General features: G+C 70.7%; 22 protein-coding genes and 1 pseudogene. 6 read left to right on the top strand and 17 right to left on the bottom strand.

What is annotated here, in order from left to right:
- Nucleotides 1-4 precede the first annotated feature (4 nt).
- From KUA19_RS18575 to pdhA, 14 genes and pseudogenes are all read right to left on the bottom strand, one after another.
- Nucleotides 5-748 (bottom strand): hypothetical protein, encoded by a 744-nt coding sequence (locus KUA19_RS18575; RefSeq protein ID WP_217397251.1) that lies wholly within the window; start codon nucleotides 746-748, stop codon nucleotides 5-7.
- Nucleotides 749-989: 241 nt separating this feature from the next.
- Nucleotides 990-1,868: a DUF5926 family protein gene (locus KUA19_RS18570; RefSeq protein WP_217397250.1), complete on the bottom strand. Its 879-nt coding sequence runs from the start codon at nucleotides 1,866-1,868 to the stop codon at nucleotides 990-992.
- Between the two features lie 4 nt (nucleotides 1,869-1,872).
- On the bottom strand, nucleotides 1,873-2,289 hold the full coding sequence (locus tag KUA19_RS18565) for an ATP-binding protein (RefSeq protein ID WP_217397249.1): 417 nt from the start codon (nucleotides 2,287-2,289) through the stop codon (nucleotides 1,873-1,875).
- On the bottom strand, nucleotides 2,286-3,509 hold the full coding sequence (locus tag KUA19_RS18560) for a sensor histidine kinase (RefSeq protein ID WP_308167500.1): 1,224 nt from the start codon (nucleotides 3,507-3,509) through the stop codon (nucleotides 2,286-2,288). The genes KUA19_RS18565 and KUA19_RS18560 overlap by 4 nt, the downstream gene beginning before the upstream one ends.
- Nucleotides 3,510-3,574: 65 nt before the next feature.
- Complete coding sequence (locus KUA19_RS18555; protein WP_217397248.1) at nucleotides 3,575-4,345, bottom strand: glycerophosphodiester phosphodiesterase; 771 nt, start codon at nucleotides 4,343-4,345, stop codon at nucleotides 3,575-3,577.
- 2 nt (nucleotides 4,346-4,347) lie between these two features.
- A complete protein-coding gene (locus tag KUA19_RS18550; RefSeq protein ID WP_217397247.1) occupies nucleotides 4,348-4,680 on the bottom strand; it encodes a rhodanese-like domain-containing protein in 333 nt (110 codons plus the stop codon).
- Nucleotides 4,681-4,697: 17 nt separating this feature from the next.
- On the bottom strand, nucleotides 4,698-5,765 hold the full coding sequence (locus KUA19_RS18545) for an LCP family protein (RefSeq protein WP_443623176.1): 1,068 nt from the start codon (nucleotides 5,763-5,765) through the stop codon (nucleotides 4,698-4,700).
- Between the two features lie 233 nt (nucleotides 5,766-5,998).
- Entirely contained in the window at nucleotides 5,999-7,207 is a 1,209-nt protein-coding gene (locus KUA19_RS18540; protein ID WP_308167499.1) for an LCP family protein, read from the bottom strand.
- A gap of 42 nt (nucleotides 7,208-7,249) precedes the next feature.
- A complete protein-coding gene (locus tag KUA19_RS42900) occupies nucleotides 7,250-8,506 on the bottom strand; it encodes an LCP family protein (protein WP_217397246.1) in 1,257 nt (418 codons plus the stop codon).
- Nucleotides 8,507-8,625: 119 nt separating this feature from the next.
- The gene (locus tag KUA19_RS18530; RefSeq protein ID WP_443623177.1) at nucleotides 8,626-9,795 is read right to left on the bottom strand and encodes an LCP family protein; all 1,170 of its coding nucleotides are present in this window, start codon (nucleotides 9,793-9,795) and stop codon (nucleotides 8,626-8,628) included.
- Between the two features lie 326 nt (nucleotides 9,796-10,121).
- Nucleotides 10,122-10,619: pseudogene (locus KUA19_RS18525) on the bottom strand (flavin reductase family protein); the annotation flags it as partial.
- A 22-nt stretch (nucleotides 10,620-10,641) separates the two neighbouring features.
- Complete coding sequence (locus tag KUA19_RS18520) at nucleotides 10,642-12,051, bottom strand: dihydrolipoamide acetyltransferase family protein (protein WP_217397243.1); 1,410 nt, start codon at nucleotides 12,049-12,051, stop codon at nucleotides 10,642-10,644.
- 10 nt (nucleotides 12,052-12,061) lie between these two features.
- Nucleotides 12,062-13,045 (bottom strand): alpha-ketoacid dehydrogenase subunit beta, encoded by a 984-nt coding sequence (locus KUA19_RS18515; RefSeq protein WP_217397242.1) that lies wholly within the window; start codon nucleotides 13,043-13,045, stop codon nucleotides 12,062-12,064.
- On the bottom strand, nucleotides 13,045-14,187 hold the full coding sequence (pdhA, locus tag KUA19_RS18510; protein ID WP_217397241.1) for a pyruvate dehydrogenase (acetyl-transferring) E1 component subunit alpha: 1,143 nt from the start codon (nucleotides 14,185-14,187) through the stop codon (nucleotides 13,045-13,047). The genes KUA19_RS18515 and pdhA overlap by 1 nt, the downstream gene beginning before the upstream one ends.
- A gap of 316 nt (nucleotides 14,188-14,503) precedes the next feature.
- Here pdhA and KUA19_RS18505 point away from each other — a divergent pair, with 316 nt between their 5' ends.
- Nucleotides 14,504-15,607, top strand: coding sequence for a hypothetical protein (locus KUA19_RS18505; protein WP_217397240.1), 1,104 nt, complete (start codon nucleotides 14,504-14,506; stop codon nucleotides 15,605-15,607).
- 156 nt (nucleotides 15,608-15,763) lie between these two features.
- Here KUA19_RS18505 and KUA19_RS18500 read toward each other — a convergent pair whose 3' ends face one another.
- Both KUA19_RS18500 and KUA19_RS18495 read right to left on the bottom strand, forming a co-directional pair.
- Nucleotides 15,764-17,062, bottom strand: coding sequence for a P-loop NTPase family protein (locus KUA19_RS18500; protein WP_217397239.1), 1,299 nt, complete (start codon nucleotides 17,060-17,062; stop codon nucleotides 15,764-15,766).
- On the bottom strand, nucleotides 17,059-17,748 hold the full coding sequence (locus KUA19_RS18495; protein ID WP_217397238.1) for a GTPase domain-containing protein: 690 nt from the start codon (nucleotides 17,746-17,748) through the stop codon (nucleotides 17,059-17,061). The genes KUA19_RS18500 and KUA19_RS18495 overlap by 4 nt, the downstream gene beginning before the upstream one ends.
- 161 nt (nucleotides 17,749-17,909) lie before the next feature.
- Between KUA19_RS18495 and dnaK the strand changes: the two genes are divergently transcribed.
- From dnaK to KUA19_RS18470, 5 genes are all read left to right on the top strand, one after another.
- Nucleotides 17,910-19,751: a molecular chaperone DnaK gene (dnaK, locus tag KUA19_RS18490; RefSeq protein WP_217397237.1), complete on the top strand. Its 1,842-nt coding sequence runs from the start codon at nucleotides 17,910-17,912 to the stop codon at nucleotides 19,749-19,751.
- Nucleotides 19,748-20,560, top strand: coding sequence for a nucleotide exchange factor GrpE (gene grpE / locus KUA19_RS18485; protein WP_308167498.1), 813 nt, complete (start codon nucleotides 19,748-19,750; stop codon nucleotides 20,558-20,560). Before dnaK ends, grpE begins: the two co-directional genes overlap by 4 nt.
- A 78-nt stretch (nucleotides 20,561-20,638) precedes the next feature.
- Nucleotides 20,639-21,796 (top strand): molecular chaperone DnaJ, encoded by a 1,158-nt coding sequence (gene dnaJ, locus KUA19_RS18480; protein ID WP_217397236.1) that lies wholly within the window; start codon nucleotides 20,639-20,641, stop codon nucleotides 21,794-21,796.
- 5 nt (nucleotides 21,797-21,801) lie between these two features.
- On the top strand, nucleotides 21,802-22,209 hold the full coding sequence (locus KUA19_RS18475) for a heat shock protein transcriptional repressor HspR (RefSeq protein ID WP_217397235.1): 408 nt from the start codon (nucleotides 21,802-21,804) through the stop codon (nucleotides 22,207-22,209).
- A 97-nt stretch (nucleotides 22,210-22,306) separates the two neighbouring features.
- Nucleotides 22,307-22,492: an antitoxin gene (locus tag KUA19_RS18470; protein ID WP_217397234.1), complete on the top strand. Its 186-nt coding sequence runs from the start codon at nucleotides 22,307-22,309 to the stop codon at nucleotides 22,490-22,492.
- Between the two features lie 90 nt (nucleotides 22,493-22,582).
- Here KUA19_RS18470 and KUA19_RS18465 read toward each other — a convergent pair whose 3' ends face one another.
- A complete protein-coding gene (locus KUA19_RS18465) occupies nucleotides 22,583-23,014 on the bottom strand; it encodes a hypothetical protein (protein ID WP_217397233.1) in 432 nt (143 codons plus the stop codon).
- Nucleotides 23,015-23,128: the final 114 nt, after the last annotated feature.

The raw sequence follows: 23,128 nt of genomic DNA, 5'->3' as shown, positions 1-23,128 counted from the left end.
CACGTTACCCGCGCTGGCTGCCCTTGTCACCGGGTGCGCTGCCGTCCGGATGCCAGGTGTACGCGCTGGCTCCGGGGTAGGGCTGGTTGATCCAGATCGCTGGGTTACGGGCCACTTGGGACAGTTTCGCGGCGGTGGTGTGGCTGATCCGGCTCCCGGTCGACTCCAGCACCCGGTCCAGCTCGCGGAACGAGGTGACGATGCACTCCTTGGGCAGCCCGTTCACGCTGATGGGTCCGCTGCCGAGGAAGGCGAGCACCGCGAACACCTTGACGTCCTGGCCGATCGCGGCCGAGATCGCCTTGGCCACCCGCTTGGCGTCGCGCCGGGCCTGCGAGATGTACGGCGGCCGACGGCCGCCGATCTGCACCACGTCCCCGGCGATGAGCACCCGGCTGCGGCCGTGCTGGGCCAGCGAGACGCTGAAGATGCCGCCGGGGCCGATGGCCATGAAGCCCATCGCGGGCGGCTGCTTGGGCTTGCCCGGGTCACCGGCGGCGGTGCGGGCCAGTTCGGGCAGCTGCGGCCACTCGATGACGTGCCAGTCGCGGCCGAGACGGTGCATGGCGCGGTCCTCGGTGGCGGACACCAGGCGCAGCGCGCGGTCGGCGCGGCGCTGACGGGCCCAGGCGAGCGGGGAGACGCGGGGCGCGGGGACGACTTCCGAAGCTGGAGACACCGGCAGAGGCACACCGGGACGGCCGAAGGTCGGACGTCCGAGCGGTGCACGATCGGGGTAGACGGTCATGGTGTGCCTCCGTGAGGGGCGGGACGCCACGCATTGAGTTAGGTGTCCCTTACCGTACGTGTCCAAACGTCGATGCGTTAAGGGGTGAGGGCGGGATTGTGCGCGAGTGAATTGATGAATGTCCGTTTCAACTTCACTCTCGCGCATCACCGCTTCGGTACGCGGGACATCCTCGCACGATGCCCCGACTCCCTTCATCTTCGTCGATGCCGACGTGAATCGGGAGCCGGGGCGGCGGCACTCAGCGGAGGTTGAGCTGGCGGCCCAGCAGGCCCTGCTTGGCGCGGCGCTGCTCGGCGGTGAGCGGCTCGTCGACCGCCTTCGCGGCGGCGTACCGGGCGGCCACGGCGGCCAGCGGCTCCTCCCAGACGGCAGCCTCGTCGCCGTGCGGCAGGTCCCACACGGGAACCAGCAGCCCGTGCGCGCGGAACATACCCGCGAACTTGGTCTGCTCGGTGAGCTTCAGCTCGCCCGCGGCGCTCAGTCGGGCGAGCGCGTTCATCGCCACGTCCTCGGCGTCCGGCAGCACCCAGCGCACGTGGGCCTTCTCCGGCACCCGGCACCAGTACGCCGCGCTCGCCGCGCTCAGCGCCACCGTCGGGTACACCGAGGAGTTGGCCGCCTCCAGCGAGGCGTTGACCTCGGCGTCGCGCTCCTGGTCGGGATCGAGCCAGAAGTCGAAGCCGTCGTGCACCGTGATCTCCAGCGGTGCGTCGACCAGGATGTCGCCCAGGCGCGGACCCTCGCCGGGCAGCGGCGGCACCGCCACCGGGGCACCGGGCTCGGCCTCCAGTGCCGACAGCAGCGCCACCGCGAGGTCGCGGTTGACGTCGCCGGAGCGCTCGTGCCGCTGCAGGCCGAGCAGCACCCGGCCGTCGGTCTTGGTCAGCGCGGGCCACGCCATGGGCAGGATGGTGGCGAGCGTGACCTGGCGGTCGCCGTACTTCTCGGCGTACTCCGGGGCCAGGGTCAGCGGCGCGGTCGCGGCCGGCACCAGCTCGCGCAGCGCCACCCACTCGGCCTCGTCGGCCAGCCCTTCGAACGGGCGGGCGACGAAGATGTCGCGGACCTTGGGCTGCTTGGGCTCCTTGCGGCTCTCCAGCCGACTCTTCTTACTCACGCGGTCAGCTTAGTTCTGCCCAAACGCTCTGCCCGAGACCGTCCCGCTCGACACCCCACCGGATGGCGAGCGCGTCGACGATGGTCAGGCCACGGCCGTCCGGGTCCTCGACCCCGGCCACGCGCGGGCGCGGCACCTGGGTCGCCCCGCCGTCGGTGACCCGCACCTCGATCACGGCACTGCCGTCGATCGAGCGCAACCGCCAGGCCAGGCGGACGACGCCACCGGGCAGCGGGTCGGCGTGTCGGACCGCGTTGCCGACCAGTTCGGCCGCGACCGAGACCACGTCGTCGAGCAGAGCTGCGGGGACGGCGTCGGCCAGGGCGGCGGCGAGGCGGTGCCGGGCCTGCTGAGCACCGCGGGCATGGTGCGGAACCACCACGCACCAGGCCCGCTCAGCGACAGCCATCGACACGATCATGCCTCCCCGGATGCGGCCGCATCCCTCTTTCCGTCACCTCGCGGCAGCCGTACCTCTGCGACCGTACCTCCCCCATCCCGGGGACGTAAGGACACCCAACCGTTTTGTCGCTCAATAGTCTTTCGGACGAGATAAAGACCCAGTCCGGCACCACCGTACCGCCGACCGTCGCCACTGTCCGCCTGCCAGAACCGATCGAACACCCGATGGGATTGGTCCGGCGGGACACCGATGCCACGATCGAGCACCCGGAACAGCACGGTACGTCCCTCTTCGGCAGCGGTGATCACCACCGGTTCCGACCCGGGTGAGTACTTCTCGGCGTTGGTGACCAGCTCGGTGAGCACGGTCGCGATGGTGGTCCGGTCGCCGTGCGCGGGTGCCAGCGTGCTCGGCAGCTCCAGCCACAGTCGGCGCCGCAGGTCCGCGGGCAGCCCGGCGGCCGCCTGGCGCAGCGCGGTGAGCAGATCGAAGGGGGCGGGCCGCAGCATGCCGACAGCGGTGCCGGTGCTCGCCGCGAGCAGCCGGTCGACCAGCCGGGCCAACTCGTCGGTGCGCTGGCCGATGACGCGGGCGGCCTCGCGGCGCGCCTCCTCGTCCAACTGGTCCCAGTGATCGCGCAGCGTGTCCGCGTACCCCTTGATCACGGTGACGGGGGTGCGCAGCTCATGGCTGGTCACCGCGATGAACAGATCCCGGTCGGCCAGCTCCGGGGCCTCCACCGCGGACTGCACCGGCAGCCCGGCGCCTTCCCGGTAGAACTGCGCCACCGTTGTGCCGAGCAGCGTCATCACGGCGAGCCGGTCCGGGTCGGCCGAGCCGTCCACGGTGAAGAACGCCGCCAGCAGCGCCACCGGTGCACCCGCCACGTCGACCCGGTGCACCAGGACCCAGGGGGTGCCCACCGCGGCGAGCTGATCGGCCGTGTCGGGATCGACCTCGTTGAGCTCCAGCCGGTAGTTGGCCGCGCCGGTGCGGCACGCGGTGGTGACCACGTGCGGCCGCAGCGGCCGCCCGATGGCCCACGCGGCGGTGCCGGCGGCCGCGATGATCCGGCCGCCCTCGCCGTGCAACTCGGCCAGGGCCATTCCGGGGACGCCGAGAGCGTACTGGCCGAGGTGGACCAGGCGGTCGACGGCGGCCAGGCCACCGGACCGCGTCTCGGGGTCGTCGTAGAGCGCGGCGATGCCCAGCGTCAGCTCGCGGTACGCCACCTCCACAAGCAGGAATCCTGCCTGTTGGAAGTTTCCCGCGCCAGAGGCTGGTCGTGCCGATAGTTGCCGGCTCACCGACCGAGGTGGGACAGCACCTCCGCAGGCCGGTCGGTGATCAGCCCGTCGACGCCCAGTTTCAGCAGTAGATCGACATCGTCGAGCTCGTTGACGGTCCAGACGTACACCTGCTGGCCGCCGGCCTTGAGCCGCCGGACCAGATCGGGACGTCGGCGCACCAGCTCAAGACCGGGCCCGGCGATGCGGGTGCCGAACGGCAGCCGTCGAATGCGCAGACCGGGCGGGAGCAGGTCCATCAGCTGCACCGTGGGCAGCGACGGCAGCAGCTCCCGGGACCGGCGCACCGCCAGCGGGGAGAACGACATCACCGTCACCCGCAGCCGCTGCTCCGCACCACTGGTCAGTCCGTGCCGGTTGAGCAGCGCGCGCAGCCGGTACTCGACGGCCTTGCCGTACCGGTTGGGGTGTTTGGTCTCGACCAGCAGTCGCACCGGGCGGCCCGCCCCGCGCAGCGTGTCGAGCAGGTCGTCCAGGGTCAGCACACCGGCCCGCGACCCGCCCGGATGCCAGGACCCGAAGTCGTAGGCACGCAGCTGGGCCAGGGTCAGCCCGGCCATCGGCCCCCGGCCGTCGCTGACCCGGTCGAGCCGACGGTCGTGCAGGCAGACCAGGTGGCCGTCGCGGGTGAGCCGCACGTCGCACTCGACGCCGTCGGCACCGTCGCGCAGCGCCTGCTCGTACGCGGCCAGCGTGTGTTCGGGCAGCGCGAAGGAGGCGCCGCGGTGCGCGAACACCAGCGGCGCCGGATCGGGGTTGCGGATCATGCTCAGACGATCTGCGGCCGGCCGTTGTCGGCGACCACCGGGCGTCCCGCCGCGGCCCAGCCCATCATGCCGCCGTCGAGGTTGGTGACGTTGTCCCAGCCCTGCTGGCGCAGGTATGCCACGACCTGGCCGGACCGGCCGCCCACCCGGCACACCACCACGACCTCGCGGTCCTGCGGGACCTCGGTCATCCGGGCCGGGATCTGCATCATCGGCAGGTGTACGGCGCCGGGGGCGTGTCCGGCGTCCCACTCGTCGTCCTCGCGGACGTCGAGGAGGTAGGCGTCGGTGGGCACTTCGGCAACGGTCACGGTGGGGATCTGCGCAGCGAACACGCCTGCCAGTGTAGAGGTCAGATCGAATTCACCCATCGCGGATGTTCCTTGGCCCAGTTCGCGACCATCCCGTCGCGCATCGCCTGGAACAGGCCGTCTGACTGGTCGTCGAGCACCACGTACGACACTCCGTCGATGTTGGTGATGTGCGAGGGCACCCTGACCCCGACCAGGCCGTCGGGTCGAATGTTGCGCAGGGCCAGGGCCAGCTCGGTGATGCTGGCCGCGCCGGTGTCGACGGTGAGCGACTGGCCGATGCCCCGGATCAGCAGGTCCAGCTTGATGGGATTTCGGGCCACCCCGCTGGCCAGCGCCTTGTCCAGCACCGACTTGACGAGCTGCTGCTGGTGGCGCTGACGGTCGTAGTCGCCGTTGGGCAGGCCGTATCGCTGGCGGGAGAAGTCCAGCGCCTCGGCGCCGGTCATGTTCCGGCAGCCGACGGCGAACACCCGGCCGGTATGGATCGAGGTGACCGGGGTGTCCACGCACAGCTTGACCCCGCCGAGCGTGTCGATCACCTTCACGAAGCCGCCGAAGTCGATCACTGCGGCGCCGTCGAACCTGATCCCGGTCAGCTCGGTGAGGGTCGCCGAGAGCAGCTGCACGCCCCCGTTGCCGCCCCCGCCGAACTCGAACGCCGCATTGATCTTGTCTTTGGCGCCCCGGTAGCCGGTGAGCGGGAAGGCGGGTATCTCCACCCGCAGGTCGCGCGGGATGGAGATCAGATGCGCCTGGGTGAGGGCGGCGTTGACCTGGACGATCAGGATCGTGTCGGAGCGCTGCCCGGCGTCAGGGTTGGCCGCCCGCAGGTCCGAACCGATGAGCAGGTAGTTCAGCGGTCCAGCGACGTTGCGCCAGCCGACGAAGGAGTCGACGTCGCGAGCGCGCTCGTCGAGCAGGACGTCGTGGCCGACGGCCGACTCGTACCGGTGCAGCAGGGCCCGCCCGGCCAGGACGCCGCCGCCGACCAGCAGCACCAGCACCACCATGAACACCGCGGTGATCTGCCGCCAGTTCCGGCCGCCGCGACGCACCGGCACGGGCGTCCCCGGGCCGGGGGTGGCGGGGCCGGTGCGGGTCGCCACCGGAGGCGGTTGCGCCGAGTGTGCGTCGGGCCAGCCCAGGCCGGACCCGGCTGGACCGGATCGGCCGGGTGCCGCGCCCGGCCAGCCGACGCCGCTGGGCCGCGTCCCGCTCGCACCGGCGCCAGACTGTCCTTGGCGCCATGTGGGCATGGACATGACGCCCTCCTCGGAAGCGAGAAACCCTCACTGCCCAGGGTATTGAGCGCCGCCCGCCGTTTCCCGGCAATGGGAAACTATTTCTCGTTATTGACCAGTTCTGGGGTCATGAGAACGAACTGTCCGAGGGTGTCGGTTTTGGCGGCCTGGAACATCTGCATCGTGAGTTGGTCCAGCCCCTCGCCGCCCTCGGCGCTGTTGTAGTTTCCGCCGTTGGTCTTGAGCAGCACCAGATCGGCGCCGGCGAGATCCTTCATGGTGAACAGGAAGTCGATCGGCTCGCTGGCCCCGGTGTCCAGCAGCATCGACTTGCCGACCGCCTTGATCAGGTTGTTGACCTTGCCGAAGTCGCGGAGCATCTCGGCGGAGGCCGCCTTCTTGGCCATCGCCTTGATGAGCTGCTGCTGGTGGCGCTGACGGGCGTAGTCACCGGTGCCGTCGGCCGCGTGCTTGCGGATGCGGGAGAAGTCCAGCGCCTCCCAGCCCGACATGTTGCGGCAGCCCTTCTTGTGCACGAACTCCTTGCCCAGCAGGCCGCGGTCCTTCTCGACCTTCAGGTTGTCGTTGCCGGAGCCCGCCACGTACTGCGGCTTGCCGTCGATCATGAAGTAGTGCGAGGACTTGGTGTCGGCCTCGACGCAGAGATAGACCGAGCCCAGGGCCTCGATGACCTGCTTGAACCCGGCGAAGTCGATGACCGCGGCGCCGTCGAACTGGATGCCGGTCAGGTTGCGCACGGTCTCGTAGGTCAGCTTCAGGCCGCCCACCCAGCCGCCGCCCTTCTGCGCCCCGAAGAAGAAGGCCGCATTGGCCTTGTCGCGGTGTCCGCCGTATCCGTTGCCCGCCGCCGGGATGTCCACCAGCGCGTCGCGGGGGATGGACATCAGGTACGCCTGGTCGTGGGTGGCCGGGATGTGCAGCAGCATGATGGTGTCGGCCCTGGCGTCGTCGGCGCGCTGGCCCGCCCGGGTGTCGATGCCCAGCAGCAGCATGTCGATCGCGCCCTTGAGCGCCTCGCCCTCGGGCGCGGTCGCGTCCTCGATCACGTTGGTGGTCTGCAGGTTGTCCTCGACGCTGCCCACGAACGAGTGGACCCCGACGATCGCCCCGCCCGCCGCCAGCATCAGCAGGGCACCGAAGGTGACGGCGAACTTGGACCACAGTGGCGCGCGGCCGCGCCTGCCCCGTTTGCGGGAGGCGGCGGTGCCGCCCCCACCCGCCGGCCGCGTGCGCTGCCTCGGCACGCCGCCCGTCGTCTTGCTGCCCTTCGGTGCCTTCTTCGCCACGCGACCTCCTAGGTCCGTGCGGTGCCGGTCAGCGGGGATGAGCTATTTCTCGTTGTTGACGAACTCCGGGTTGAGCAGGGTGAACTGGCCGAGCGTGTCGGTCTTGGCGGCGTTGAACATCTGCATGGTGCCCTCGTTCAGCGCCTCGCCGCCCGAGCCGGTGCTGTTGAACCAGCCCGCGTTCGTCTTGAGCAGCACCAGGTCGGCGCTCGCGAGGTCCTTCAGCGAGAACAGGAAGTCGATCAGCGGGCGGCCCTTGGTGTCCAGGATCATCGACTCGCCGACAGCACTGGTCAGCGCGGAGATCTTGTTGACATCGGTCAGCACGCCGCTGCTGGCGGCCTTCTTGGCCATCGCCTTGATCAGCTGCTGCTGGTGGCGCTGGCGGCCGTAGTCGCCGTCGTCGAGCGACTTGCGGATGCGCGAGTAGTCCAGGGCCTCCCAGCCCTGCATCTCCCGGCAGCCCTTCTTGTGCACGTACGCCTTGAGTCCCTGGTTGTGGGCCTTCTGCTCGTTGACGTAGGTGACCTTGCCGTTGACGTGGTAGTAGTGCAGCGACTCGGCGTCGCTCTCCACGCAGATGTTCACGGTGCCCAGCGCGTTGATGACCTTCGAGAAACCGCCGAAGTCGATGACCGCGGCGCCGTCGAACTGGATGCCGGTCAGCTTGCTGACGGTCTTGGCGGTCAGCGCCATGCCGCCCTTCCAGCCGCCGCCGTTCTGCGCGCCGAAGTAGAAGGCCGCGTTGATGCGGTCGGTGGCGCCGCTGTAGCGGGTCGCCGGGTTCGCGGGGATCTGCACCATCGAGTCGCGCGGGATCGACATCAGGTATGCCTGGTCGTGGCTCGCGGGGACGTGCAGCAGCAGGATCGTGTCGGCGCGGGCGTTGTCGCGCTCCTGGGTGGCGCGCACGTCGATGCCCAGCAGCAGGATGTCGATCGCGCCGGTGAGGTCGGCGCCCTGCGGGCCGGTGTCCTTGCCCGCCTCGTCGAGCACGTTGACGACCTGGACACTGTCCTCGAGCTTGCCGACGAACGACTTGACCCCGACGATGGCGCCACCGGCGACCATCATCAGCAGCGCGCCGAAGGTGAGCGTCAACTTGGCCCACAGGGGGCTGCGCTCACGCTTCTTCTTCTTGCCGGAGCCCTTCTTCTTGCCGCTGGGCTTCTTCAGCGAGTGGCTGGCGCCGCGCGGGGCGGGGTCGTCGTACTCGTCGTAGGGGTCGGGGGCCTGCCCCCGGCTGCGCTGCTTGGGAACAGCGTTTTTCGCACCGCCTCGCCGAGCCTTGTTCGCCACCAGATCCCCCGGTCCCTATGCCGTAGACCGGGCCACTGTAATAGGTGCACCTGCGAAGCGGCGAGGGCCCATAGAGCAATCTGAATCGATATGCCCTATTTGTGGAGAAACTTGTTGCGTCAACCCCTACCTGGCGCCGCAGGTGACGGACTCGTGTGAGCTGCGACCCATTCCTTGACCTTGTCGTTGGCGACCGCCTGGTAGAGCTCGATCGCCTTGGTGCGGTCGGAGACCACCACGCTTTCACCGTTGACCATCTGGCTGCCCAGATGCGGGCTGGTCATGAACGTCAGGTCCGCGCTGCGGATGCCGCGGAACTGGATCGCCATGTCGACCAGGCGGAAGTCGTTGTCCACGGTCACCGCGCTGGTCATCGCCTCGAGGAAGCCGTGCAGCTTGCTGGGGTTGGTCAGGGTGCCGCCACTGGCGGCCTTGTCCAGCAACGCCTTCAGCAGCTGCTGCTGGTGGCGCATGCGGGCGAAGTCGCCGTCGGGGAACTGCTTTCGCTGCCGTGCGTAGTCGAGCGCTTCCTCTCCGTTGAGGTGCATCATGCCCTTGGTGAAGGTGCGCTTCGGCTTGTGGATCGAGGTGATGGTCCGCTCGATGTCCATGTCGACGCCGCCCAGGGCGTCGACCACCTCCTTGAAGCCGCCGAAGTCGATCAGCATGACGTGGTCCATGCGCACCGAGGTGAAGCACTCGACCGTCTTGACCAGCAACGGCATGCCGCCCCAGGCGTACGCGGCGTTGATCTTCGCCTTGCGGTTGCCACACTCGACGTCGGTGGCCTGGTGCGGGATGTACACGTGCAGGTCGCGCGGCATGGAGATGAGGTACGCGTGGTCCTGGCTGGCCGGCACGTGCATCAGGATGATCGTGTCGGTGCGCCATTCGCCGCCCCGGTCGGTGGGCGCGTCCGGGTCGCGCGAGTCGCTGCCCACCAGCAGGATGTTCATCGCCCCGTCGGCCTTCTTGGCCGGGCGGCCGCCGGTCAGCGCCGAGAACGGGTCGGTGCGGGACAGGTCGCCCTCGACACTCTTGGCATACAGCCACGCGCCGCCCAGGCCCAGGCCGCCGCAGAGCGCCAGCGCGATCACGGCCACCAGCGCGATCCGGCCCCAGCGCGGCTTGACCTTCTTCTTGGCCGCGCCGTACGTGTTCCCGCCGCCCGCCACCGGCACCCGGGCCGAGCCCGACCGGCCGCGACCCGACGCCGAACCGCCCGGCCGCGACGAGGCGGAGCCGCCCGGCCGCGACGACGCCGAGGCACGCCCCGGCACCGCGGCCATGCCGCGCGGGGTGCCCTCGTTCCAGGGTCGCGACGTGCCCGACGCGCCGTTGCGACCGGAGCCGCCGGTCACGCGCGGCGTGCCCTCGGGGGGCGTCGAGCCGCCCACGGAGGCCCGGCCCACCGAAGCGCGGCCGGTCGGGCGCTGCGGCGGCTTGTCCGCGGCGTCCTTGGGCGTGCCGTCCTCGGGCTGGTCAGGTGTATCCGTAGACATGAGAACCAGCCTACGAGGCGGTTGCGACAACGCCAGGAAGCGGCAACCTGTGGCGTGCCCAGCTCAGCGGCGCTACGTGAAGATTTTGCCCCGATGTTGATCGTGAGCTGATTTCACGACAGTGTCGCGTACCTGCCACGGTGGTGCAGCAGCGGCGGGTCGGCCGGACCGAGCGTGATGTCGACCAGGGTCGCCTCCACCAGCAGCCCCCACCCGAACGGCCGGGCCCCGTCGAGCCGACACCCGACCCAGGTCCCCGATCCCGCCGGCACCGGCCCGTACGCCGTCTCCTGCCAGGGCTCCTGCCGGAACAGACCGCCCGGGGCGGGCATCAGCCCGGCGAACCGGTCGGCCAGCTGCCGGTGCGACGGCCCGAGCGGCGTCACCGCGAACACGCCCGCGGCCTCGATCGCGGGCCACAGCTCCGACTCGTCGTCGATCAGCCCGAGCAGGCGGCCCGGCTCCCCGTCCGCGATCAGGGTGGACGAGACGGTCAGCCCGGCCGGGCCGGGCGCCGTCCACAGGCTCACGGTCATCGCGAAGCGACCCCGGAGCCGGCGCACAGGGTTGCGCGCCGACTCCGGGGTCGCGAACGGATCACTGTCGTGGATCACGTGGCTCGCCGGTGACCGCTCAGGTCCAGGCCAGCATGGCCGCCTCGGGGTCGGTGAGGAAGGCGCCGATGTCCCGCAGGAACTTCGAGCCCAGCTCGCCGTCGACGATGCGGTGGTCGAAGGACAGCCCCAGCGTGGTGATCTGGCGCAGCTTGACCTTGCCCTTGTGCGCCCAGGGCTGCTCGCGTACGACGCCGAAGGCCAGGATCGCCGTCTCGCCCGGGGGCAGGATCGGCGTACCCGTGTCGACGCCGAAGACGCCCACGTTCGTGATGGTGAACGTGCCGCCGGTCATCGCCGACGGCGGGGTCTTGCCCGACTTCGCGACGTTGACCAGGTCGGTCATCGCGTCGGCGAGCTCGCGCAGGGACAGGCGCCCCGCGTCGGCGATGTTCGGCACGATCAGGCCGCGCTCGGTCGCCGCCGCGATGCCCAGGTTCACGTAGTCCTTGACCACGATCTCCTGCGCCGCCTCGTCCCAGGTCGAGTTGACCATCGGGTGCCGCTTGGCGGCCAGCAGCACGGCCTTGGCGACCAGCAGCAGTGGCGAGACGCGCACGTCACGCCACTCGCGGTCGGCCCGCAGACGCTCCAGGGCCTTCATCGACCGGGTCATGTCGACCGTGAGGAACTCGGTCACGTGGGGCGCGGTGAAGGCCGAGGCGACCATGTTGGTCGCGGTCAGCTTCCGCACCCCCTTGATCGGGATCCGGGTCTCGCGCGCACCCGGCACCGACGGCACCGCCGCGACCACGGCGGGAGCGGCCTGCGCGGTCTGTACGTCGTCGCGGGTGATCGAGCCCTGCGGCCCGGTGCCCGTGATCGAGGTCAGGTCGACGCCGAGCTGGCGAGCCAGCATCCGCACCGGCGGCTTGGCCAGCACAGCACCGGCGCGGTGCGTCCCGTTGACCGGGGCCGGAGCCACCGGGGCCGGGGCCGGAGCGACGGGAGCCGGGGCGGGTGCGACGGGAGCCGGGGCGGGTGCGACCGGAGCCGCGGCGACCGGAGCGGGCGCCGGGGTGTCGGACTTGCGGGCCCGGCGGGTGGCCGGGCCGCTGCGCGGGCCGTACCCGACCAGCACCGCGGTACGCCCGCTGGCGGTCGTCTCGCCGATCAGGCCGCCGGTGGCGACCGCCTCGGCCTGCGCCGCCGCGCCCTGGCTCATGTCGTCGGCCGGGGCCGCCGGGCCGCCGGTGTCGATGGAGATGATCGGCGCGCCGACCTCGACCACGGTGCCCTCGGGCTGGTAGATCTTCACGACCGTGCCGGCCCACTTCGCCGGGATCTCGACCGCGGCCTTGGCGGTCTCCACCTCGACGATGGGCTGGTTCAGCTCGATGACGTCGCCCTCGGCGACGAGCCACTTGAGGATCTCGCCCTCGGTCAGACCCTCACCGAGGTCGGGCAGGGGGAACTGGTTGATAGCCATGGTCCGCCCCTCACCAGCCGAACGAGCGGTCGACAGCGTCGAGCACACGGTCCAGGTCGGGCAGGAACTCCTCCTCCACCCGGGAGGCCGGGTAGGGGATGTCGTAGCCGGTCACCCGCAGCACCGGGGCCTCCAGGGAGTAGAAGCACTCCTCGGAGATCCGCGCCGCGAGCTCGGCACCCATGCCCAGGTTGCCCGCCGCCTCGTGCACGACCACGGCACGGCCGGTCCGGCGGACCGACTCGAAGACCGGGGCCATGTCCAGCGGGGACAGCGAGCGCAGGTCGATGACCTCCAGGCTGCGGCCGTCCTCGGCCGCCGCGGTGGCGGCGTCCAGGGCGGTGCGCACCATCGGGCCGTACGCGAGCACGGTGGCGTCGGTGCCCGGCCGCACCACGCGGGAGGCGTGCAGCGGGTACGCCGACGACAGCGTCGTCGAGGTGTCCACCTCGCCCTTCTCCCAGTAGCGCCGCTTGGGCTCGAAGAACACGATCGGGTCGTCGCTGGCGACGGCCTGCTGGATCATCCAGTACGCGTCGGCCGGGTTGCTGCACGCCACGACCTTGAGACCGGCGGTGTGCGCGAAGTACGCCTCGGGCGACTCGGAGTGGTGCTCGACCGCGCCGATGCCGCCGCCGAACGGAATCCGGATGACCATGGGCAGCTTGACCTTGCCCTGGGACCGGTAGTGCAGCTTGGCGACCTGGCACACGATCTGGTCGTAGGCCGGGTAGACGAAGCCGTCGAACTGGATCTCCACCACGGGGCGGTAGCCGCGCAGGGCCAGGCCGATCGCGGTGCCCACGATGCCGGCCTCGGCCAGCGGGGTGTCGATGACGCGCTCGTCGCCGAAGTCCTTCTGCAGGCCGTCGGTGATGCGGAAGACGCCGCCGAGCTTGCCGACGTCCTCGCCCATGATGAGGACCTTGTTGTCGTCCTCCATGGCGCGGCGCAGGCCCATGTTGAGGGCCTTGCCAAGGGTGAGCGTCTCCATCAGTGGCTCCCCTCGAACGAGGCGTGGTAGGCCTGGAACTGCTTCTTCTGCGCGTCGACCAGCGGCGAGCCGTTGGGGTAGACGTGGTCGAACATGGTCGCCGGGTCCGGGTCGGGCATGGACAGCACGCGCTCGCGCAGCGCCACCGCCTCGACCTTGGCCCGCTCGTCGACCTGGGCGAAGAACGTCTCGTCGGCGATGCCCTGCTTCTCCAGCAGCAGGCGCATGCGGATGATCGGGTCCTTGGCCTGCCACGCCTCGACCTCGCTGGCCACGCGGTAGCGGGTCGGGTCGTCCGAGGTGGTGTGCGCACCCATGCGGTACGTGTACGCCTCGATCAGGGTCGGGCCCTGGCCGTGGCGGGCGTTGTCGAGCGCGGCACGGGTCACCGCGTACGTCGCGAGCACGTCGTTGCCGTCGACCCGGATGCCGGGGAAGCCGAAGCCGGCCGCGCGCTGGTACAGCGGGATGCGGGTCTGGCGCTCCAGCGGCTCGGAGATCGCGTACTGGTTGTTCTGGCAGAAGAAGACGATCGGGGCGTGGTAGACGCTGCCGAAGATGAACGCCTCGTTGACGTCGCCCTGGCTGGTCGCGCCGTCGCCGAAGAAGGCGATGACGGCCTCGCTGGTCTCGTCGTCGTCGCCGACCTTGCCGTCCTTGGCGATGCCCATGGCGTAGCCGGTCGCGTGCAGCGTCTGCGCGCCGATCACGATCGTGTACGTGTTGAACCGGTTGGCCACCGGGTCCCAGCCGCCCTGGTCCACGCCGCGGAACAGGCCCAGCGGCATGATCGGGTCGATGTTGCGGCAGTAGAGGACGCCGTGCTCCCGGTACGTCGGGAAGGCCATGTCCTGCGGGCGCAGCGCCCGGCCGGAGCCGACCTGCGCCGCCTCCTGGCCCAGCAGGCTGGCCCAGATGCCGAGCTCACCCTGGCGCTGGAGCGCGGTGGCCTCGGCGTCGAGCTTGCGGACCGTGACCAGGTCGCGGTACAGGCCGCGCAGCTCGTCATCGGTGAAGTCGACGGAGTAGTCGGGGTGCTCGACTCGCTCGCCCTCGGGGGTGAGGAGCTGTACGAACTCCGGCTCGGGGGGGCCCGAGCGCTTTCCGCCGCGGCGCGGGGCCGCGCGCTCGACTCTGGTCATCCGTGTCTCCCTGTCAAGTGGTGCGTCGGCGGCGGGGTGTGCTGCCGCGCATCGGTCGGCGCCACGTCACGCTCCTCGTGGGGCGAAGACGCCTGGCTACGGCAGATTCACGAGCCCGGGGTACATGGAAGACCACGGCCACGCTGCCGCCTGGCCCCCATACTGCCGTATCCGTGGCGGCAGTCACAGGCCGGGCAGGTGATATTGGCAACCCGCGGCCGAAAAACAGGGCCTGGAGAATGCCCCAAATAACCGGATCATGGCTGTCAATCGGTCATTCTGTGCTAATTCCCCCCGTGCCCCGAGGAGCACAACGATGTCCGACGACAGCTTCCTGGACCGCGTCTTCGGCCCTCCACCGCAGGTGGCGGCCTTGAACGCACCGACACCACCAGCACCACCGGCACCATCGGCCGCCCCGCCCCGGCGGCGCGGCCGGGCACCGATCACGCCACGTCGCTACGCGCTGCTCGTGGCGGCGATGGTCGGCCTGACCGCCCTGCCCACCTGGATCGTGCTCCGAGCGGGAGTCGACGGACTCGACCCAGACTTCGGGGCCCGACTGGCCGGGCCGGTGCAGGCGTTCTCCGTGCCCGGCGAACCGCAGCGGCTGCTGCCCGCGTACCCGCAGCAGCGGCCGACCCGGCCCGCGCCGCAGTCCGACCCGGTCACCGGGCGCCCCGCGGCGCCGCTGGTCATCGCGGTGGGACCGCCGCGCGAGGTCAAGGGCGCCGAGCCGGTGCTGGAACGCCGCGACACCGCCAAGCCGCCCGCGCCGCGCCCGGTCTGGCATCCGGCCAAACCTGCCAAACCGGCGAAGCCGACCAGGCCCACCGGCCCCGTCGGCCGCCCCAGCGGCGACCATGCCGGGCCACGAAACTGCCCGCAGCGGCCGACTCGGCAGCACCCGCATCGCCATCGGCCCGCGACCTGGCCCGCGACCTGGCCCGGCTCCTGGCTCCCGGGCGGTGGGCCCGGTCCATGGGGCGGCTCCGCCCAGGCGGGCCAACACCCGGTCCGGCATCCCTCACGGGGGCACGCGCAGCCGATCCGGCCGTCCTGGGGGCACGCGCAGCCGATCCGGCCGTCCTGGGGGCACGCGCAGCCGATCCGGCTTCCCCGCCCCAAGCATCCGCGACCGCACAACTCGACCCCGAACCCAGCCCGCCCACACCTCCGGCGCCTCCAGACCCACGTCACGCAGCCGCACGTCACGCAGCCGCACGTCAAGCACGTGCAGGTCAAGCACGTGCAGGTCAAGCACGCGCACGTTAAGCACGCGCACGTTAAGCACGTGCAGGTCAAGCACGCGCACGTCAAGCACGTGCAGGTCAAGCGTGTGCACGTCGCGCAGGCGCACGTCAAGCGGGTGAAGGTGCAGCGGCCGCACGTGCGGCCCTCCGGCCACCCCCGCGGCTGACGCCGCCGGGTCCGCCGCGCCCGTGGAGCCCGCCGAGCCCGCCAAGGTCAACAAAATTGCCGGGCAGTCGGGCGTATCGGGGATACCGATACGCCCGGTTGCCCGGCAACTTGGACGATCTTGAAGGCTCGGCGGTGGGCCGGGCGGGTGGGGTGGTCAGTTCAGGGTGGTGCGGGCGCGTTCGTACGCGGCCAGCACGCGACGCACCGGCTCCACGACGTACCGCAGGGCGACCTTGTCGATCTCGGCGCGGCGCAGCGTCTCGCCCCGGGCGTCGGCGCGCTTCTTGCCGCCCGGCAGCCACATCCGGCGCGGGCGCTGCGCGTCGGCCGAGGCCAGTGCCTGCCCGAGCGCCGTGGGCAGCTCGCCCAGCCGCGACACCGAAGCTCGGCGCACCGCCTCCGGCCACGGACCGCCCAGCCCCACCGAAGCGCTCGCCGAGTACGCCTGGATCGCCTGCTCGATGCGGGCCGGATCGGTGCCCGCCGACACGAGTCCGCGCACCAGCGGCGCCACCGACGGCGGGCTGGCCGGGCCACCGACCAGCTTGGTCAGGTCGGACAGGGCCACGTTGAGGTCGCGGTCGATCGACTGACGCACGATGGCGCCCTGGGCGATCATCGGTTCGAGCACGGCGCGAAGGTGGGCCACGCCCTGGTGTCCCCCGGCGGCCTGCTCGGTGGTGAACGGGCTGGGCTTCGGCTTCACCGGCTTGTGCTTGGTGGCGGGCAGCACCGGCACCGTGGCGGTGGCGGAGGTGGCCACCAGCGGCACGTCGGTGAGGCCACCCTCGTCGAGCAACTGGCGCAGGTCCGCGCCGACCTTGGGCAGCTGGATCGGCTGCAGCCGGTCGGTCTGGTTGAGCGCCACGACCAGGCCCGACCGCTGGCTGGCGAGCTGGCGCAGATAGCCCTCGTGCACGAGCTGGTCGGCGTACTTCTGCGGGTCGCAGATCCACACCACCACGTCGACCAGGTGCAGCAGGCGGTCGACCTCGACGCGGTGACGCGGCTCCATGGAGTCCACGTCGGGCAGGTCGAGCAGGATCATGCCGCGCAGGCCGACCTCGTCGTTGGCGTCCAGCGCCGACTCGCGGGTGAACCGTCGCCGCGAGGAGACGCCGAGCCAGTCCAGCAGCTCGTCGGCCTGGCTGAGGCTCCCCCACACGCAGGCGTACGGCTCGGAGGTGGTGGGCCGCAGGATGCCCGCGGGCGACCGGTCGATGGTCGTGAACGCGTTGAACATGCTGGACTTGCCGCTGCCTGTGGTGCCCGCCAGCGCGATCGTGGTGAACGCGGTGGGCAGGCGCAACCGGTCGGCCGACCGCTCGGCCACGGCCCGCGCGTACGCGAGCACCGGCTCGTCGGTCAGGTGCTCCGAGGCCAGGTCCACGAACTGCTGGAGCCGGTCGAGCCTGGTGGCGACGGACTCACCGCTGGGGGTGGGGCCGGTCACGGGTCCCTCCTCACGCTCTCTTCAGCCGACTCCGCGCCGACCCTTGACTCGGCAAGTTTCGCACTCGCTGTCTTGTGGAGGAACTCCCAGATGGGGGTGACCACCCGCTCGGCCAGCATCCCCTGGCTGTCCAGCGCGGATTCGGCGACGACGAACAGCGGCACCGGCTCGCCCAGCAGCTGGGTGAGGTGCGGCAGGATCGCGTCGGCCGAGTGGTTCGGCACCCGGTTGAGCACCACCGCGAGATCGACCCGCCGCCGCTGTGCCGCGCGCAGGTGTCGCCACGCCTCGGCGTCAGCGTACCGGGCGGCGGTGGTCATGAAGATCCAGAGGTCGGCCTGGTCGAACAGGCTCTCGGTGAGCTCACGGCTGCCCTGGTCGATGGAGTTGAGGTCGGGGGCGTCCACGAGCGCGAGGTTCGGCGGCAGTGCCGGGGACGCGATCGGGTGCAGGTCGTGCCGGGGCGCGTTGGCCCAGCTGCGGGTGTGGCAGACAAGGACGGGGCGCCGGGTGGTGGGACGCAGGAAGCCGGTGGCACTGACGGGAGCGCGCACCAGGCTGTTCACCAGCGTGGACTTGCCCGCGCCGGTGGGGCCGCCGACGATCGCGAGCAGTGGACCGCCCGCCCCAGCGCTCGGGAGGGGGCCATGTGGGCCCGGTCCGGCGGGCGCAGTGTGGTCATACACAGCAGAAGCCTAAGCGTAAATGGGACACCTCACCAGGACAGCACCGAAGTTGAGTGTGACCCACTCAACCACGCGCTTGACACCGAGCCGTCTCGTGTCAGTATTGAGCCATCTGGACTCAACTTGACTCCGGGCAGTTTTGATCTTGGAGGAACACGAACATGGCACGTGCGGTCGGCATCGACCTGGGTACGACCAACTCCTGTATGGCCGTGCTCGAGGGTGGCGAACCCACCGTCATCGCGAACGCCGAGGGCTCCCGCACGACGCCCTCGATCGTGGCGTTCGCCAAGAACGGTGAGGTGCTTGTTGGTGAGGTGGCCAAGCGCCAGGCCGTCACCAACCCGGACCGGACCATCCGCTCGGTGAAGCGTGAGGTCGGCACGAACTGGTCCGTCGACATCGACGGCAAGAAGTACACCCCGCAGGAGATCTCCGCGCGGGTGCTCCAGAAGCTCAAGCGCGACGCCGAGGCCTACCTCGGTGAGACCGTCACCGACGTCGTCATCACCGTCCCGGCGTACTTCAACGACGCCCAGCGCACCGCGACCAAGGAGGCCGGCGAGATCGCGGGCTTCAACGTGCTGCGCATCGTCAACGAGCCCACCGCCGCCGCGCTGGCGTACGGGCTGGACAAGGGCAGCAAGGAGCAGACCGTCCTGGTCTTCGACCTCGGCGGCGGCACCTTCGACGTGTCCCTGCTGGAGCTCGCCGACGGCGTCGTCGAGGTCAAGTCGACCTCCGGCGACAACCACCTCGGTGGCGACGACTGGGACGAGCGCATCATCGAGCACCTGGTGAAGACGTTCCGCGGCCAGTACGGCGTGGATCTGTCCGCCGACAAGATGGCCATGCAGCGCCTCCGGGAGGCCGCGGAGAAGGCCAAGATCGAGCTGTCGGCCGCCAACACCACCGGCATCAACCTGCCGTACATCACCGCCGGCGCCGAGGGCCCGCTGCACCTGGACGTGACCCTGACCCGGGCCGAGTTCCAGCGGATGACCCAGGACCTGCTGGACCGCTGCAAGGGCCCGTTCGAGTCGGCCATCCGCGACGCGGGCGTCAAGCTCGCCGACATCGAGCACGTCATCCTGGTCGGCGGTTCCACCCGCATGCCCGCCGTGACCGAGCTGGTCAAGCAGCTCACCGGCAAGGAGCCGAACAAGGGCGTCAACCCGGACGAGGTCGTGGCCGTCGGTGCCGCGCTGCAGGCCGGTGTGCTCAAGGGCGAGGTCAAGGACGTCCTGCTGCTGGACGTGACCCCGCTGAGTCTCGGCATCGAGACCAAGGGCGGCATCATGCACCGCCTGGTCGAGCGCAACACCACCATCCCGACCAAGCGGTCCGAGGTGTACACCACCGCCGACGACAACCAGCCGTCCGTGCTCATCCAGGTGTTCCAGGGCGAGCGCGAGATGGCGGCGTACAACAAGAAGCTCGGCACCTTCGAGCTGACCGGCATCGCGCCCGCGCCGCGTGGCGTGCCGAAGATCGAGGTCACCTTCGACATCGACGCCAACGGCATCGTGCACGTCAGCGCGAAGGACCTCGGCACCGGCAAGGAGCAGTCGATGACCATCACCGGCGGCTCGTCGCTGCCGAAGGAGGACATCGAGCGGATGCGCCGCGACGCCGAGGACCACGCGGAGGAGGACCGCCGCCGCCGCGAGGAGGCCGAGACCCGCAACGTGGCCGAGGCGCTGCAGTGGCAGACGGAGAAGTTCCTCGCCGAGAGCGGCGAGAAGCTGCCCGCCGACTCCCGCGAGAGCATCAACGAGGCGCTCACCGACCTGCGCAGCGCGCTGGCCGGCAGCGACATCGAGCGCATCAAGTCCGCCCACGAGAAGCTCGCCCAGGTCTCGCAGGCGGCCGGGTCCGCCCTGTACGGCCAGGCCGGTGCCACCAACGCCGCCGGCGCGGGCCCCGAGGGGGCGACCGGCGCGCGGGCTGGCGATGACGACGTCGTCGATGCGGAGATCATCGACGACGAGGGCAAGAAGTGACCGGAGCACAGGACTCGCCGGCGGCCGACGACCAGTCGACCGCCGGCGAGGGCATCGTCATCAGGAACAAGCGGAAGATCACCCCGAGCGGAGCGACCATGTCCGAGCAGCCGGAGACCCCGGCCGCCCCGGCGGCGGCCGACCCCGTGCAGGAAGCCCCTGCCCAGGCCGCCCCTGACCAGCCCGAGACGACGTCCACGACCGGCGATGAGCAGGTGGCCGCCGAGACCGTGACGGTCGAGGCGACCGCCGACGCGGAGACCGTCGAGCCCACCGCGGCCGAGGTCGAGGCCGAGTCGGCGGAAGCCGCCGAGCCGGTCGAGGGTGAGCTGGTCGAACCGGCCGCGGCCCCGGGTGAGCCGGTCGGCGGGCTGGGGGCGGAGCTGGCGCAGGCCCGTACCGCGCTCGAGGAGCGCACCGTGGACCTGCAGCGGGTGACCGCCGAGTACGCCAACTACCGCAAGCGGGTGGAGCGGGACCGTACGGTCGCCGCCGAGCTCGCGACCGGCCAGGTGCTGGCGTCGCTGCTGCCGATCCTCGACGACCTGGACCGGGCCCGTGACCACGGCGACCTGTCCGGCCCGTTCGGGGCGGTGGCCGAGCAGCTCAACACGGCGGTGACGAAGTTCGGGCTGGTCGCGTTCGGCGAGAAGGGTGACCCCTTCGACCCCAACCGGCACGAGGCGGTGGCTCACCTGACCTCGGCCGACGTGACCGAGCCGACGTGCATCGACGTGATGCGCCGGGGCTACCTGCTGGGCGAGCGCCTGCTCCGCCCGGCCATGGTGGCCGTAGCCGCGCCGGAATGACACCATGACGGAGCTCCCTCGCCTTCCCCTCGGGGACGGCGCGGGAGCTCCGATCACGACAGGGGGAGGGGGTACCGGATGAGCTCGAAAGACTGGCTGGAGAAGGACTTCTACGCCGTGCTCGGTGTGGCGAAGGACGCCCCCGCCGCCGAGGTGAAGAAGGCGTACCGCAGGCTCGCCCGCGAGCTGCATCCGGACCACAACCCCGGCAACGCCGCCGCGGAGGAGCGCTTCAAGGCGGTGTCCGAGGCGTACGACGTGCTGTCGGACGACAACCGCCGTCGCGAGTACGACGAGATGCGTTCGCTGTTCGAGTCCGGCGCCTTCCGCCGCAGCGCCCGGGGCGGCGCGGGCGGCGGCGCGCACCAGTTCGACATGTCCGACCTGTTCGGCCAGGGCGGCGGCCGCGATCAGCGGTTCGGCGGCGCCAGCTTCTCCGACCTGTTCGGATCGATCTTCTCGGGCGGGGCGGGCACCGCGGCGCGCGGTCCGGGGCGTGGGCGTGACGTCGAAGCCGAGATCTTCCTGGACTTCGCCGACGCGGTGCAGGGCACCACTCAGCCGCTGACGCTGCGGACCCTCGGCGTCTGCGAGACCTGCCACGGTGACGGCGCCAAGCCCGGCACCCGGCCGCGCACCTGCACGCACTGCAACGGCACCGGTGTGGTCAACCGCAACCAGGGCGCGTTCGGCTTCTCCGAGGCCTGCCGCGACTGCCAGGGCGTGGGCACGGTGGTGGACCAGAAGTGCCCGGAGTGCCACGGCACCGGCGGGGTCACCAAGACCCGGACCCTGACCGTGCGGATTCCCGCCGGGGTGGCCGACGGCCAGCGCATCCGGTTGGCCGGGCGCGGTGAGCCGGGCGAGCGCGGCGGGCCGCCCGGTGACCTGTACGTGCGGGCGATCGTGCGGCCGGACAACATGTTCGGGCGCAGCGGGGACGACCTCACCGTCACCATCCCGGTGACGTACGCGGAGTCGGTGCTGGGTGCCGAGGTACGCGTGCCCACTTTGGACGGCATGGTCAAGGTTAAGGTGCCGCCGGGCACCCCGAGCGGGCGACTGCTGCGCGTACGCGGACGTGGTGTGCCCAAACGTGATGGCGGCGTGGGCGACCTGCTGGTTACCGTGGAGATCGTGGTCCCGCAGCAGCTGTCGGAGGAGGCCCGCGAGGCCCTGCTCCGGTTCGCGGAGCTGGCTCCGCCGCTGCGGCGTGACCATCTGGAGCGGAGGTGAACGGCGTGGACGAGCAGGCCAAGGTGTTCCTGATCTCGGTGGCGGCGCAGCTGGCGGGAATGCACCCGCAGACGCTGCGGCAGTACGACCGGATGGGTCTGGTCGAGCCGGGTCGCTCGCCCGGCGGCGGTCGGCGCTACAGCATGCGCGACGTGGAACTGCTGCGCGAGATCCAGCGGTTGAGCCAGGAGGACGGTGTCAACCTGGCCGGGGTCAAGCGGATCATCGACCTGGAGCGGATGGCGCTGGAGCTGCAGGAGCAGCTGGTCGAGGCGCAGCGGCAGTTGGCGTACGCGCAGCAGCGCCTGGCGCAGCTGGAGACCATCTCGGCCTTCCCGCGCACCGAGCTGCTGCCGTCGGCACGCACCTCGACCGCGCTGGTGGTGTGGCGGCCACGCTCCTCGGAAGGCTGAGTCTCGGAAGCCTGAGCCCGCAACGGCCCTGACCGCTATCCTCTTAGTGGGATGAGTCCGATTTATCGGACGTCCCGGAGGGGGAACGATGGGCATTATGGACAAGGCCAAGGACGCGCTCGGGATCACCGATGACAAGGCCGATCAGCTTGGCGACAAGGCCAAGGGCGCCGTCGACTCCGCTGGCGACAAAGTCGACGACGCTACGGGCGGCAAGTTCAAGGACCAGGTCGACAAGGGCCAGAACACGGCCAAGGACGCGATCGACAAGATGACGTCGTAGCTGTTGCGGCGACATGCGAATCCTTCGCGGCAAAGATGAAGAGCTCCCCCGGGCGGTGCCCAGGGGAGCTCTTTCGTGCCGGAACCGGGATTACTGCAGGCGGCGCGAGTGCCGCACCAGCCCGCCCTCGCACCAGTCGTGGTAGTCGAACAGGTGCGGACGGGCCAGCAGCACGCGCGTGTTGTGGGACCAGATCGCCATCAGCTCGTCGCCCTCCTCCTCGGCCTCCTCCACCAGCTTGCGCAGCTTGCGGCGGGGGTGGGCCTTGAAGCCGGTGCGGATCGCGTCGGCGGCGTAGATGTACAGGCAGTGCAGGGCGAAGCGGCGGGCCGGGCAGCTGGTGTCCATGGCCACGTCGAAGAGCGTGCCGACGAGGCGGTCGCCGGAGACCAACAGGTCCCAGTCCGGCGGCAGGGAGCTCAGCGGAACCGAATCCGGTGCGTACGCCCAGGTCCGAAGCTCGCTCGTAGTCGGGTCGACCGGGTTGGCGAAACCGCGGAAGACAGCCGGGGGAGCGCTCATCTTGTCCTCCGGTGAGTGAAGGGCGCGGCAGATTGCCAGCGGCGCTGCTGCGGCGACACGCTAGCCTGCCTGCCCAGGTCAAGGGAAGGTTCGCGCAGACACTTTCATCAACCT

Origin of the sequence: Catellatospora tritici (assembly GCF_019083965.1) — a bacterium.
Taxonomy (GTDB): domain Bacteria; phylum Actinomycetota; class Actinomycetes; order Mycobacteriales; family Micromonosporaceae; genus Catellatospora; species Catellatospora tritici.
This window is presented reverse-complemented; position numbering and strand designations above follow the sequence as displayed.

Coding starts and splice junctions, on each gene's coding strand:
- KUA19_RS18465 (WP_217397233.1), bottom strand. CDS start 23,014: ATGAGCGCTCCCCCGGCTGTCTTCCGCGGTTTCGCCAACCCGGTCGAC.
- KUA19_RS18515 (WP_217397242.1), bottom strand. CDS start 13,045: ATGGAGACGCTCACCCTTGGCAAGGCCCTCAACATGGGCCTGCGCCGC.
- dnaJ (WP_217397236.1), top strand. CDS start 20,639: ATGAGCTCGAAAGACTGGCTGGAGAAGGACTTCTACGCCGTGCTCGGT.
- dnaK (WP_217397237.1), top strand. CDS start 17,910: ATGGCACGTGCGGTCGGCATCGACCTGGGTACGACCAACTCCTGTATG.
- KUA19_RS18565 (WP_217397249.1), bottom strand. CDS start 2,289: ATGATCGTGTCGATGGCTGTCGCTGAGCGGGCCTGGTGCGTGGTGGTT.
- pdhA (WP_217397241.1), bottom strand. CDS start 14,187: ATGACCAGAGTCGAGCGCGCGGCCCCGCGCCGCGGCGGAAAGCGCTCG.
- KUA19_RS18505 (WP_217397240.1), top strand. CDS start 14,504: ATGTCCGACGACAGCTTCCTGGACCGCGTCTTCGGCCCTCCACCGCAG.
- KUA19_RS18520 (WP_217397243.1), bottom strand. CDS start 12,051: ATGGCTATCAACCAGTTCCCCCTGCCCGACCTCGGTGAGGGTCTGACC.
- KUA19_RS18575 (WP_217397251.1), bottom strand. CDS start 748: ATGACCGTCTACCCCGATCGTGCACCGCTCGGACGTCCGACCTTCGGC.
- KUA19_RS18470 (WP_217397234.1), top strand. CDS start 22,307: ATGGACAAGGCCAAGGACGCGCTCGGGATCACCGATGACAAGGCCGAT.
- KUA19_RS18530 (WP_443623177.1), bottom strand. CDS start 9,795: ATGGCCGCGGTGCCGGGGCGTGCCTCGGCGTCGTCGCGGCCGGGCGGC.
- KUA19_RS18555 (WP_217397248.1), bottom strand. CDS start 4,345: ATGATCCGCAACCCCGATCCGGCGCCGCTGGTGTTCGCGCACCGCGGC.